We start from the raw sequence: 12,914 nt of genomic DNA on the forward strand, positions 1-12,914 counted from the left end.
AAACTGAATAAGAACACACCGATCATTCGGGTAAGCAAAAAACAAACCGAAAGCCTGTATAGCAAAGAGATACGGGCTCTACCCCCAAAAACCGACAGATCTTTGAAATGAGCTGGAAGCGCATGTATTCGAAAGAGATCGCTGGAAGAAATCCTGCCCCGTTAAACAATTCAGTTTCATTACATTTTTCAACCAACAACGACATATAGAGATTAATCGTAGGCATAAATACCTCATCTATTTATTAATCAGAGACTTACAAAGGTGGCACACACTGTGCTATTATCGTCTCAATCAATAATTTCAAAAAACAAGAACATGAAAAAGTTAATCCTAACGGCAGCGATCGTGCTGGCCTGCTCGAGCTTATTTGCTCAAAAACCGAGTCAAGCTTTACTAACCCCGACCAACCATTCACTGGTCATGATCGACTATGAAAGCCAGATGGCCTTTCCATTACAAAGTATTACAGTCGATCAGTTAAGGAACAATACTGCGATCGTAGCCGGTGCATCCAAAATATTTAAGATCCCAATCCTGATAACAACGGTCGCCGAAAAATCATTCAGTGGCCCGGTATTTCCTGAATTGCAGGAATTTTATCCGCAGGCAACTTCCGGTTACATAGACCGTACGACTATGAATACCTGGGAAGATGTTAATGCATACAAGGCGATCGTCGCAAAAGGCAAAAAGACTTTGGTGATGAGTGGCCTGTGGACCAGTGTTTGTGTTGTTGGGCCGGTTTTATCCGCCATCGATGAAGGGTATAACGTTTACGTGATCACAGATGCCTGCGGCGATGTTTCCAAAGAAGCGCACGACCAGGCAGTGACCCGAATGGTTCAGGCAGGGGCTCATCCGATAACTTCCATCCAATATTTACTGGAGCTGCAACGTGACTGGGCCCGTCGGGAGACTTATAATGCGACCAACGACCTGATCAAGAAATATGGCGGTGCATATGGTATAGGGATTCAATATTCGCAGGAAATGATTAAACACTAATATGTGAACGGGCGGGTAATTTTCCGCCCGTTTCATTTATCATGTGTTCCATGTTATAGTCCTTGCGGCTATCCATCGCTCATGGAAACAAACTGGAAATGCGGGAACAATCTGCATCTTCCGGAAATTGAAAAATTAAAATAATTCGCTTTAGCCGAAAAGGAAGCGGGCGAAAACCGACTTCCGCCCTCCCGAAGCGAACCCTCCCGCGCCGAACAAATGACTACCGGTGTCCTTCAGCTACTTAATCACCGCTTTTATGTCGGACACTTAAACTGCTCCTTTCAATAAGCCCCCCTCAGCCCTGATCGCAGCGCCATTGGTAGCCGATGCCAGCGGACTGGAAAGATAGGTTACCATATTAGCCACTTCGGTGGTGGTCAGAAAACGCTGGATTATAGAAGTCGGCCGGATGGTTTTGAAAAAATCGGCCTCTACCTGGGTTACAGATTTGTTCTGATCTTTGGCAAGGCTATCTATAAAACCACCCACCCCTTCTGACAAGGTGGGGCCGGGCAGTACAGAATTTACGGTAATTGCGGTACCCTTCGTCAATTCGGCAAGGCCGCGGGCGATTGCCAGCTGGGCGGTTTTGGTCATACCGTAATGTATCATTTCCTCGGGGATCTGTATGGCTGATTCGCTCGAAATAAAAATGATCCGTCCCCAGCCATTTTTTAGCATTTGACTGAAGTAAGCACGAGCCAAACGGATTCCACTCATTACATTGATCTCATAAAAGCGCAACCAGTCCTCGTCGGTAATATCGGCAAAAGCCTTGGGTTCAAATATGGCTACGTTATTCACCAGGATGTCTACCTGCGGAAGCTGGCTGATAAGATTTCTTATTGATTCGCCACTCGCAAAATCAGCAATAACGCCGCTCACTTTATCATTACCGCTTTCCTTTTTAATTTGCGCTACTGCTTTGTCTACGCGTTCGGCAGTGCGGCCGTTGATGAACACTTCGGCACCTTCTTTAGCCAATTGAAGCGCAATGGCATAACCTATCCCGGCGGTTGAGCCGGTCACCAGCGCTTTTTTGTTTTCTAACTGTAGATTCATGGTGTTTCAAGATTAATGTAAAACGAAGCTAAAATTAAATTGCGCTGCTGCAACCTGATTTTAGAAACATGGAATGCCGTTGACAATTAACTATTAATGGCAAGCATCTGCGCGTTGATGCACAGCGCCTGCCATTAAAGTAACTTTTATAAATTAAGAATTAGTTTATAAAAAATGCCAACAGGTCCTTTTGCACTTGTGGGGTGTTTTCCTGTACGACCCAATGCCCAGAATCTTTTATAACAGACTCCTGTACGTTATTGGCAACCAGTTTGGTGTGGGCTGCTAAAAACGCTGCGGCAAAATGATCTGAGCCCATAGCTAAAACCGGCATTGGTAATTTTTTCTTTGCAAATTGTACGTTATCCTTTGCATCCTGATTAAAATAACCAAACCAGTGGAACGCACCTGTGGTTGCGCCGGGTGTAGAATAAGCACGGATAAACTCTTTACGCTCTGCCGCTGTGAATGAATTATTTTTGAATCCTACCACCGGCCAAAAATCTGTAAAAAACAAACCTACTTTGCCCGACACTAATTCGCCAGCGTGAGGTTGAGCAAAAAAACCAAACCACCATGCCTGTGCTTTTACCTGGCTCCAAACCGGCTCGATACCTGGCAGTAAAGCATCCATTAAAGCCAGCTTCTTTACATCGCCCGGGAACTGAGCCGCGTAGGCATATGCCACCATCAGGCCAATGTCGTGCCCGGCCAGGTTAATTTTTTTGTAGCCCAGTTTATTCATCAATTCGTGCATATCTACTGCCATATTCTTCTTATCATATCCTGTAGCGGTTTTAGCAGATTCGCCTACGCCACGCATATCAGGCGCTATTACGGTGAAATGCTTAGACAATTCGGGCAGTAAGCGGTTCCACATATACCAGTTTTGACCAAAGCCGTGCACCAGCAATAATGGTTCGCCCTTACCGCCAATTACATAATGGAGTTTAACCCCATTAACAGTAGCGTACTGGTGTTTGAAGTTTGCAGGCGGGTTAGCCGGAGCATCAGCCGCTATTGCGTTTACTGCTAGAACCATGAACAGCAGTGCTGCAATCAGTTGTTTAATGTTGATTATTGTTTTCATATTGTTGTTGGTTTATATGTAATGACTTTATTTTTTGCTGTTATTGCTGATGTCTTTATAAGCATTCGGTAAGTTAAAATTGTAGTGTAGCCAGTTAAACAGCACATAGCCCTTGTCAAAGCTCTTCATGGTTACAGCTGCTTTGGTTTGCTCAAGCGTAAGGCCTTTGTTTACGGCGTCCTCCACTTCTTTTTTAAGCTCTGCCACATAATCAATGGTGTATTTAATACCGGCTTTATTGGCAATTCGGCCATGGCCGGGCACCACTATGGCATCATCTGGCAAAAAGTCATATACTTTTTTTAGGTTAGCTGCAGGTTCCAAAAAGAAACCGTCAAACAACCACGGAATGGCAGGACTTTCGGCAATAAACGGATTGCCGGCCCAAAAAACCTTCTGGTTGGGCATCCACACAAACAAATCTGCCGGAGATTGTGCTGTACCAACATTCAATAGCTCAACAATCTTTCCGCCGCCCATGTCCAGTTTAAGGTTACTGTTTTTGGGGATGACAATATCTGCAGGGCGATAAACAGTTGCTTCAATACCACGGCCGGTGCCGAACAAACCCACCATAAATTGTTTAATTGCAGCATAGTTGTTGGCCAGGTTATCTTTGGCAAACTCGTTTTGGATAATGGTGGTAGCTTTTGGCAGCAGGTAGTTGCCAAAGCAATGATCGCCGTGGTCGCTGGTGTTAACAGCATAAATTATGGGCTTGCTGGTTACCGACCGGATGAGTTTTATCTGTTGATCATACAGGCGTTTGGTCAACATCACCTCTATCAGCAACACACCTTTTTCGCCTATAATAAAGCCTCCCGTAGTTGCCTGCGGAATGCCTTTAATGGTTTCTGTTTGTGCGGTAGTAGGTATTATCGCGTAAATGTTTTTACTGATCTTGTGTAAGCCCAACGTTACTTTATTGGCATCCCATATGGGTACGGTTGGAGGTAACTGGGCGAAGGCACCCCTAAGTAAGCACAATAAAACTGTACAGATAAAGGTGAATTTTAAAATACGGGTTTTCATTGAGTGATAATTTTATGGTGAATTTATTTTTGATAGCCGCCGTAATACTTTACAGGCGACCATGCCGGAATGACCTCGGCAATGGGTGGGCAGTCAGCAGTGTATTTACCTGATGCATATGCAATCCTGCCATTTACCACAGTCATTAAAGCACTTATATGCTTAACCTTGTCAGGAGTAGTGCTAAAATAATCGTCGCTCAATATTACTATATCTGCGTACATGCCTTTTACCAGTTTGCCTTTCACCGCCTGCTCGCCAGAGAACCACGCACTGCCTGATGTATATAACTTAAGCGCGGTATATTTATCCAATATCTGCTCTTTTGGCCAAAACTGCATTCCGCCTATGGTTTTGCCTGTAAGTAACCAATGTAGCGCCATCCAAGGATTAAAGGTTGATATCCGCGGCGCATCTGTACCCATGCCTACCGGAATACCCATAGCCAGCATTTTTTTAATGGGGGGCAGTTGTGTTTTTGGTTGGCCATACATTTTGTTATATAACTCGCCCTGATAGTACATCCTGAATTGTACGGCAATGCCACCACCCAATGCTTTAACGCGGGTGAGTTCGGCATCTGTAATGGTCTCTGCATGGTCAAAACACCAGCGCAAGCCGTTAAAGGGTGTGTCTTTGTTTACTTTTTCAAACACGTTCAGCATGCGGTCAATAGACTCGCCGTAAGTAGCATGCAGGCGAAAGGGCCAGTGGTTTTTAACCAATAAACGTATAACAGGCTCAAGATCGGTCTCCATCTCGGGCGATAATTCAATGCGTGGTTCCAGGAAATTTTCAAAATCTGCTCCGGACGCGATTAGGTTTTCGCCGGCTCCCTCCATGGCATAACCATTATCCATCAGGATATGATCATTCTTGTTAGGATGGGTTTGATTGATCCATCTTTCGTAATCCTCTAACTCCTTACCTTTTTGCTGGGCGAATAAATAGTAAGCTGTGCGTACGGTGAGTTTACCGGCCCTTGCCAGCGAAAGCGATGCCTGGTAGTCGGCATCATAATTTTGCGAACCACCGGCAGCATCTATCACGCTGGTTATCCCTAAGCTGTTTATCTCCCGATAAAAATGTTCAGAGCTGTTGATACGTTCTTCAGGGCTCAGCGTACCCGTTAACGCCAACGTTTTGTAGATAGCCATAGGCGTTTGCTTGGCATATAGAAGGCCGGTAGGTTTACCCTCGTTATCCAATTCTACTAAACTGCCGGGGTAGCTGGTATTTTTATCATAGCCCAATACTTCAATGCCTTTTTTATTTACAAAGGCTTTGCCGTATAGATAGGTAATAAATACAGGTTTATCGGGCACTGCGGCATTGATCTCATCAATAGTAGGCTGGCGTTTTTCGGCAAACTGAAATTCGTTCCAGCCGCCAACTACTTTCACCCATGCACCCGGCGGTGTTCTGGCGGCTTGCTCTTTAAGCATTTCCATAGCGCGTTTCAGCGTTTTTACCCCGTCCCATCGCAGTTCCATATTGAAGTTAAGCCCTTCGCGTATAGCATGCATATGGCTATCATTCAGGCCGGGGATAACGGTTTTGCCGCCTGCGTTTACTAATTTGGTAGAAGTGCCTTTATAGCGTTTAAATATTGTAGCCGAGCTGCCGGTTGCCAGTATCAACCCATTTTGCATGGCTATAGCCTGTTTAAACTCTCCCGGTTTTGCCATAGTGGCAATTTTCCCGTTGTAGATAATCATGTCAGCCTTTTGCTGAGCCTGGGCTGTGAATAATGTTGCGGTGAATAATAAAATGATTAAGTTTTTCATGGTCTTATTTTTTATTAAGCCAGTTTAAAATGTAATTAGCTAGTTCTTCCCATTCCGGTTGCCCCAGCACAAAATGGTTGCGGCCAGCAAACTCTCTGTAATCTGTTATCGAGTTACTATGGCTGTATTTTTTGTAGTTGCTGTAGTTAAGCGAAGCAGGTATAAATTTGTCGGTACTACCGGAAAGAAAAAGCAAAGGCGCATGCGGCCGGGCAAAATCTATCATGGCCGCATCAGTAGTTGCATCGCGTACCACTAATTTTGATTCGGGAACCAACAGTTTATAATAAGCTTCCTTTTGCACATCATACTGCATGCCGTTAGTAAAAGCGTACTGCCACTCGCGGAACGACATGAGGTAAGTTTTATGGACATTAGTAAAAAAGCCCAGCGCCGGCCATCCTGCTTTGTAAAAAGAGAATTTAAATGTAAATATGCCCTTAGGCTGTAAGGAGTGAATAGCTACACCGGCTACTGCAAGATCTTTTTGCAATAACAACTGGGTAATGAGCCCGCCCATTGAGTGGCCAATTAATATGGGCTTCTCCGGCTGCTGTTTTACTATGGCTGCAAAGTATGCTGTAAGGTTAGCCAAACGCTGACTGGCTATATCTGCATCGGGGTGGCGTTCACGAAGGGTACATGCTGGTGCGTCTTTATAGGGCCAGGCCGGCGCAAGCGTAGTATAACCCCTCTCCTCGAAATAAATTTTCCATTCGCTCCAGCAATCGCTACTTACGAAGGCACCGGTAATAAATACAATGGTTTTAGATGGACTGTTTTTCATGGCATTAGGTTAAATCATTGCAGGGTTCACTGCTATCGGCATAAAACACAACGTGACTTTATCTGATAAAAGCTGTTTGGTGTTTAAAGGGTTCATAGTAGCTGTTTAGAACAGCAGCTTTACAAGTGTGGGGCCATTAAGTTAAATTGCTGATAATCAATTCGTTGTTTTTTATCGAGGTTTTCCATTTACTTTATATCGCTGCTTTGCGCCCCTGCATTAACGACATAAAGTTATTATCCATAAAAAATGATTACTTATCGAATGAGTGTGGTGAGATGATCTCTTGTTAATTATATCAATCCGGATTAACGTTATATCGTTGAATACCCACGCCAAACTGCGAAATATAGCAGCGGTAATCTTTTTATCCCACTTAAGGTGCTGTATTTCAATAGATTAATTTGAAGGTATTATTATTGGATAAACCGGATTAAATCAAGACCCTGCAATTCAATACCTATGAAAAAGCTAATCACTTTATTTCTTATCGCTACATCAGTGTCCTGCCTTGCGCAGGACATACCTTTTAAATCGTTACGATTTGATGAAAATTATGCACCATTGGCTAAGGATACTTCTGCCAGCTGGTATAAGCGATTCAAGTTTGCTCCCTTATCAGCCGATAAAGCAAACTATGTAAGTTTTGGCGGAGAGATCCGTTACCAATATTTTCATTTTACTAATGAGGATTGGGGTGAGGCACCCGAAGATAAAGATGGCTTTGTACTAACGCGCTACCTTGCCCACGCTGATTGGCATGCAGGTAAACACTTCAGAACCTTTGTACAGCTGCAAAGCAGCCTGGCTAACGGGCAAGTGGGAACGCCTTCGCCGGTTGACCAAAATGTGCTTGATCTGCATCAGGTTTTTGCTGATTTTTCTACTGGTGTAAAAAATGGGCAGAACCTCACATTGCGGCTTGGCAGGCAAGAGTTTTTGTATGGCTCGCAAAGGTTGATAGCCGTGCGCGATGCACCTAATAACCGGCAGGCATTTGATGCCGCCCGGTTTATCTATGCCAGCCCAAAGATTAGGGTTGACGCTTTCTATTCTTACTATGTACCGGCCAAACCCAATATTTTTGACGATGGGTTTAACAAAGGGACACAATTTTGGGGCACATATAGCGCATTTAACAAAGTGCCGGTGCTACAAAATGTTGACTTATATTATTTAGGCATCCATAAAAAAACAGCTGTATTTAACGCGGGTACGGGACCTGAAACCAGGCATTCTGCGGGCACGCGTATATGGGCAAACACACCAACCTGGCAATATGATATTGAAGCATTGTATCAGTTTGGCGATTTTGCCGGCAGCAAAATATCAGCGTGGACGGCTTCGGCTAACATTTCTTATACCTTCAACCAAACTAAACACAAACCACAATTTGGTATGAAAACTGAGGTTATAAGTGGCGACAGGCATTATAACGATGGCAGGCTGAATACCTTTAATCCACTATTTCCACGGGGCGGATATTTTGGTTTGGCAGCACTGATTGGTCCTTCAAATTTAACAGATGTACACCCGTATTTTCAGTTAAATCTCACCAAGAAGTTGGTTTTTAATGTTGATTACGATGTTTTTTGGCGCATGAGTCGTAATGACGGCATTTACGCTGTTAGTGGTAAAATCATCTATCCGGGCAACGCGGGCACATCCAATCAAATTGGGAAACAATTAGGCACCGGCCTGGAATTTTCTGCCAACAAACATCTTTATCTAAGGCAAGAGTTTACCTGGTTTAGCGCAGGCGAATATTTAAAGCAGACCGGCCCCGGGAAAGATATTTTAATGTTAGGCAGTACCGCAACCTTTAAGTTTTAATCATTAGGTATCAAGGCCGATTGTAGGTGCTTAAATACCAAAGTCTTTACGGATGCCCAGTTTCTTCATCTTTGAGTTAAGGGTAGTCGGCGGGATATTAAGCAAACTGGCTGCACCCCCCTCGCCCCATATTTTGCCTTTGCACTTTTTAAGCGCTGCCATAATGTGCGCACGTTCACCCTCGCTCATTGTGGTTACCTTGGCCTCGGCAGTAATGCTGCCGTTGCTTTGTTCCAGCTGAGTGGGTAGCACCATGCTATTGATCATATCATCCCGGGTGAGCAGCACGTTGCGCTCAATCAAATTCTCTAATTCGCGAATGTTGCCTGGCCAGTGATAGTTTTTCATGCTCTCTAAAACCTGCGGAGCAATACCGCGTACTACTTTGCCTGTTTTACGGGCATAAATATTTAAGAAATGCGCGGCCAGGTCGGCAATATCTTCTCTGCGTTCGCGTAGGGGAGGCATCACTATCGGGAAGACATTAATGCGATAGAAAAGGTCAAGCCTGAAGCGTCCTTCTGCCACTTCTTTTTCCAGATTGCGGTTGGTTGCGGCTATAATGCGTACATCCGTTTTAATGGTTGAGCGGCCACCTATGCGTTCTATTTCCTTTTCTTGTAATACCCGCAGCAACTTAGATTGCGATTCTAAAGGCAATTCGCCTATTTCGTCCAGGAATATAGTTCCGCTGTGTGCTTGCTCAAACTTGCCTATCTTTTTATCGTAAGCACCGGTAAACGAACCTTTTTCGTGGCCAAACAACTCAGAGTCGATCAACGTAGTAGGCAGGGCCGCACAGTTTATCCTTACAAAAGGTTTGTCCTTGCGATTTGATAAAGCATGAATCCGTTCCGCTATCTTTTCTTTGCCTGTACCGCTTTCACCCAGTATCAATACCGAAGAGTCAGACCGGGAAACCTGCATTACATGATCAAAAACCGTTAACAGCAAATGGCTGCCGCCAATAATACCGCTAAAGGGGTTGGGTTGCTCAGGTTTTGATACGGGATGTTTTACAGCATAACTGCCTGCCTTGTCTGCCATTGGGCAATCAGGCGCCTGTAGCATGCCTGCCATAAATTTAGTAAGCAAAGGCAACAGCCTGTTGCACAATACCAAATGCTCGGCCCGATATGCTCCTGCACGGCGACTGTAAAAATTAAAATAGCATATGCGCCCGTCAGCCATGTTTACAGGCAAAGATAAATGGGACCTGAGCCCATAAATATCAACCAGCAATTTCTTAAAAGTGGGTAATTGCAGCAATGCTTCCAGTTCTGTCTCATCAAACCATGTAGCCATTAGATGGCTTGCATCCGCAGCTTTCAACAGCGCTAATTCGTGTTTTTTTTGTTTGGTAACCACCATCAGCTCGGGGCAGGCCAATAGCTGGTACTCATCAAACCCGATCCGCGAAAATCCAATTTCATAAAAATCCTCTCCGTCTTCCTGTTTCGTACCTACAGATAAAAACTCAAAAGGTATATAAGGCTGCAAACTTTTACCCAGTTGCAAAAGTTTGCTTTCCCAGCTCTGGGAAGATGTTAGTATTTCCGTAGCTTTTTTTTGCAGCACGGCATTTTGGCGCATGCCATTTTCCAGCTGATTTTCATGGCGGTAAACGGCGATGTCCAGTGCTATAAGCACATCTTTCTCTCTAAAAGGCTTAACAACAAAACCGTAAGGCCGGGTAACCTTAGCGGCCTCTAACACTTTTTGATTGGCATTGGCAGAGATGTAAATAAACGGGATATCCATTTCCATTAACCCGTGAGCCAGATCAATACCTGTTGATTTCCCCTTTAAAAAAATATCTACCAATACAAAATCAGGTTGATGGGCATTTACCAATTCTAAAGCCTCTTTCATACTGTCGGCTACACCGCAAACATCATAGTGGGCCGTTTTAAGTATGTTGACCAATACATCAGCAATTATAAATTCGTCCTCAACAACAAGGATCTTCTTTCTGCTCATCTTTGTCCTAATTTATGTTATTAAGTTTTGCCATTTTCCCTGTTAAATATCTCTGTTTTAAAAACAACATTTATGGTACACCCCTGCTCGCTGTAAATGTCAAAACTACCGCCCAATTGCTTGCTCAGACCACGCATTAGGTTTATACCTAATGATTCCACTTTGTCAATATTAAAACCTCCAGGCAAGCCCGGGCCATCATCCGCAATGGTTAGCTGATTATAGCATTCACCATTGTTCACCAAAGTGATATAGATAGTACCGGATTGGTGTGGCTGGTAAGCGTATTTTATGGCATTGGTTATCGCTTCATTTAAAATAAGGCCCAGTGGTACGGCTTGGGCCACATCAAGGTAAATATCTTCTATATGTTTTTCAAAAAGGATGCGGTTATCAACATCACAACTATCTTTTAAATAGCCTATCATCTCCTCAATGTATTCGGGCATACTTATCAGATCTAAGTTTTCAGACTGGTAAAGTTTCTGGTGAATAAGCGCGATGGAGTGCATCCGGTTTTCACTGTTCTGAATAGCGGCCAGCGCCTCTTCGTTGTTGATATAAGCCGATTGGCGCTGCAATAAACCCATAACTATCTGCAAGTTGTTTTTTACGCGGTGGTGCACCTCTTTAAGCAACCATTCTTTTTCTGTTATAAGCCTGTTAAGCGCTTGGTTTTTCATACTGATCTCTATATTATTTCGCTTATTGAGCCGATAGTTATGATAAAGCACCGCAATAAGAAGCAATAAAATAATAACGCCACCTAAAATAAGGTTCTTTATTTTGTCGGATTGTTTTACCCGCTCACGCTGCAATTGTGTCTCCTTTTGTAAAGCCAAAATATTTTTTAATTGCTGATCTGTTTGATATTTTATATTTAGCTCTTCAATTTGTTTATTCTTGGTAGCGTTAAAAATAGAATCATTTAAGCTTTGATAGCTAAGCAGATGTTGCAAAGCCGAGAGGTAATTATGTTCGGCAGAATCAACTTTGTACAGTAATAATTGGGTGTCTTTTATCCTTTGCACGTTAGCTGTATCAGCCACTATTTTTGACAGGTATTTAGCAGCTTTTTTGTATGCCCGTGTTGTTACATAAAATTTGCTGATATCAAACAGGGCTATATCATACAACTCTTCGTCCTCATTGGCATAATAATCTACCACATCTTTATAATATTGCTCTGCAAGGCTGTGCTGTTTCAAAGCATCGTAGCAATAGGCTTTGGCCTGTGCAATGTTGGCCTTGGCGGCTTTTCCAACACGCCCGTAACCGCGCTCCAACTTTTCAATGTATTTCAATGCTTCAGTCTGCCTGTTTTTTTTTATTAACTGTTGTATCAGAAATCCTGCCGTTCTGAATATGTAGTTCTGCCGTAATAGTTTTTTGTTTCTAAGCGCTATACTCTTCTTATAATACGCTATGCTATTATCCGTTTGCCCCAATTCCTGATATATCTGCGCAAACTCACCATATATCATATCCAAACGATTGGTGTCCTGTGTTTTGATGGCCCATTTATAACTCTCAAAAATGTAAAAGAGCGCTTTATTGAAATTAGCCTTATATCGATAATAAGTAGCCAGGCCATGATAGGCAAAACCAACAGCCTTGTAATTAGTCTTTTTGTTGTCATTAATCAGTTTCAGAAACATTGTCTTGGCTGAGTCGCCTTTGTCTAACATGAAATAAGTGAAGGCAACTTTCACTATGCCATCAAGCTCTTTTTCTCTGCTGGCGGCTTTGCTGTATAAAGACCTCGACATTTTATAATAACGCAGAGCTTCTTCTGCGTTTCCAATCTGCGCAACGGTGAATGCCAGTTTCCCATAGCATTCTCCCGCACGCAACAAATCTTTTTGAGTGATGTAAAATTTGATTGCTTTTTTGTAATACTCGTTGCCCTTTTTATACTCCTGCCCGAAATAAGCTATATCACCCAGTTTGCAAATTATGTTGTATGAATTGTATTGGTTTTTTAACTTCAGCCGTTCACTCAAAGCAAGCGCATTTTTAAAATACCCAAGCGCTTCGTTAAATTGACCTTTCTGTTTAGAGGGCTCTGTGTTGATAAAATAATATTCGCCTAAATTGTAAAGTAACCTTACGCGGGTAGAGTCTTTCGTGCTCATGCTAAGCTCCTGCTTTAGTTTTTTTGCATATGCAGGACTATATAATTGCGCATATCCGCTAAAACCCAGGAGTAATAATATTATAAATGTAGATAAGCTTTTAGGCATTTTTAATTTTAATGTTTGATAGCTTATCCATAAAGCTGCCATTATCAGAAAATATCGGGAGAAAAAATGAAATAAGGGGATTTTATTTG

9 protein-coding genes are annotated in these 12,914 nt (G+C 43.1%); 2 read left to right on the plus strand and 7 right to left on the minus strand.

Features of this window, described 5'->3' with window-relative positions:
- Positions 1-318 precede the first annotated feature (318 nt).
- Positions 319-1,008: a hydrolase gene (locus ACVW2L_RS08455; RefSeq protein ID WP_457127526.1), complete on the plus strand. Its 690-nt coding sequence runs from the start codon at positions 319-321 to the stop codon at positions 1,006-1,008.
- A 270-nt stretch (positions 1,009-1,278) separates the two neighbouring features.
- Here the strand turns inward: ACVW2L_RS08455 and ACVW2L_RS08460 are convergent, their stop codons facing one another.
- The 5 genes from ACVW2L_RS08460 to ACVW2L_RS08480 all read right to left on the minus strand — a co-directional run bounded on the left by ACVW2L_RS08460 (position 1,279) and on the right by ACVW2L_RS08480 (position 6,769).
- Positions 1,279-2,073, minus strand: a complete 795-nt coding sequence (locus tag ACVW2L_RS08460; protein WP_457127527.1) for an SDR family NAD(P)-dependent oxidoreductase — start codon at positions 2,071-2,073, stop codon at positions 1,279-1,281.
- Between the two features lie 160 nt (positions 2,074-2,233).
- Complete coding sequence (locus ACVW2L_RS08465) at positions 2,234-3,163, minus strand: alpha/beta fold hydrolase (protein ID WP_457127528.1); 930 nt, start codon at positions 3,161-3,163, stop codon at positions 2,234-2,236.
- A gap of 27 nt (positions 3,164-3,190) precedes the next feature.
- On the minus strand, positions 3,191-4,195 hold the full coding sequence (locus ACVW2L_RS08470) for an MBL fold metallo-hydrolase (protein ID WP_457127529.1): 1,005 nt from the start codon (positions 4,193-4,195) through the stop codon (positions 3,191-3,193).
- Between the two features lie 23 nt (positions 4,196-4,218).
- A complete protein-coding gene (locus tag ACVW2L_RS08475) occupies positions 4,219-5,982 on the minus strand; it encodes an amidohydrolase (RefSeq protein WP_457127530.1) in 1,764 nt (587 codons plus the stop codon).
- Between the two features lie 4 nt (positions 5,983-5,986).
- A complete protein-coding gene (locus ACVW2L_RS08480; RefSeq protein WP_457127531.1) occupies positions 5,987-6,769 on the minus strand; it encodes an alpha/beta hydrolase in 783 nt (260 codons plus the stop codon).
- Positions 6,770-7,231: 462 nt separating this feature from the next.
- Between ACVW2L_RS08480 and ACVW2L_RS08485 the strand changes: the two genes are divergently transcribed.
- Positions 7,232-8,602 (plus strand): alginate export family protein, encoded by a 1,371-nt coding sequence (locus ACVW2L_RS08485; protein ID WP_457127532.1) that lies wholly within the window; start codon positions 7,232-7,234, stop codon positions 8,600-8,602.
- A gap of 30 nt (positions 8,603-8,632) precedes the next feature.
- On the opposite strand, the gene ACVW2L_RS08490 is transcribed toward ACVW2L_RS08485, so the two are convergent.
- Both ACVW2L_RS08490 and ACVW2L_RS08495 read right to left on the minus strand, forming a co-directional pair.
- On the minus strand, positions 8,633-10,582 hold the full coding sequence (locus tag ACVW2L_RS08490) for a sigma 54-interacting transcriptional regulator (RefSeq protein ID WP_457127533.1): 1,950 nt from the start codon (positions 10,580-10,582) through the stop codon (positions 8,633-8,635).
- Between the two features lie 20 nt (positions 10,583-10,602).
- A complete protein-coding gene (locus ACVW2L_RS08495) occupies positions 10,603-12,825 on the minus strand; it encodes a tetratricopeptide repeat-containing sensor histidine kinase (RefSeq protein WP_457127534.1) in 2,223 nt (740 codons plus the stop codon).
- Between the last annotated feature and the right edge of the window lie 89 nt (positions 12,826-12,914).

The sequence above is a fragment of the Mucilaginibacter sp. HD30 genome (genome assembly GCF_054061755.1).

What these genes read in the sequence shown, in the direction of transcription:
- ACVW2L_RS08455 (WP_457127526.1), top strand. Translation starts at nt 319, where the DNA reads ATGAAAAAGTTAATCCTAACGGCAGCGATCGTGCTGGCCTGCTCGAGC.
- ACVW2L_RS08485 (WP_457127532.1), top strand. Translation starts at nt 7,232, where the DNA reads ATGAAAAAGCTAATCACTTTATTTCTTATCGCTACATCAGTGTCCTGC.
- ACVW2L_RS08495 (WP_457127534.1), bottom strand. Translation starts at nt 12,825, where the DNA reads ATGCCTAAAAGCTTATCTACATTTATAATATTATTACTCCTGGGTTTT.
- ACVW2L_RS08470 (WP_457127529.1), bottom strand. Translation starts at nt 4,195, where the DNA reads ATGAAAACCCGTATTTTAAAATTCACCTTTATCTGTACAGTTTTATTG.
- ACVW2L_RS08490 (WP_457127533.1), bottom strand. Translation starts at nt 10,582, where the DNA reads ATGAGCAGAAAGAAGATCCTTGTTGTTGAGGACGAATTTATAATTGCT.
- ACVW2L_RS08480 (WP_457127531.1), bottom strand. Translation starts at nt 6,769, where the DNA reads ATGAAAAACAGTCCATCTAAAACCATTGTATTTATTACCGGTGCCTTC.
- ACVW2L_RS08465 (WP_457127528.1), bottom strand. Translation starts at nt 3,163, where the DNA reads ATGAAAACAATAATCAACATTAAACAACTGATTGCAGCACTGCTGTTC.
- ACVW2L_RS08475 (WP_457127530.1), bottom strand. Translation starts at nt 5,982, where the DNA reads ATGAAAAACTTAATCATTTTATTATTCACCGCAACATTATTCACAGCC.
- ACVW2L_RS08460 (WP_457127527.1), bottom strand. Translation starts at nt 2,073, where the DNA reads ATGAATCTACAGTTAGAAAACAAAAAAGCGCTGGTGACCGGCTCAACC.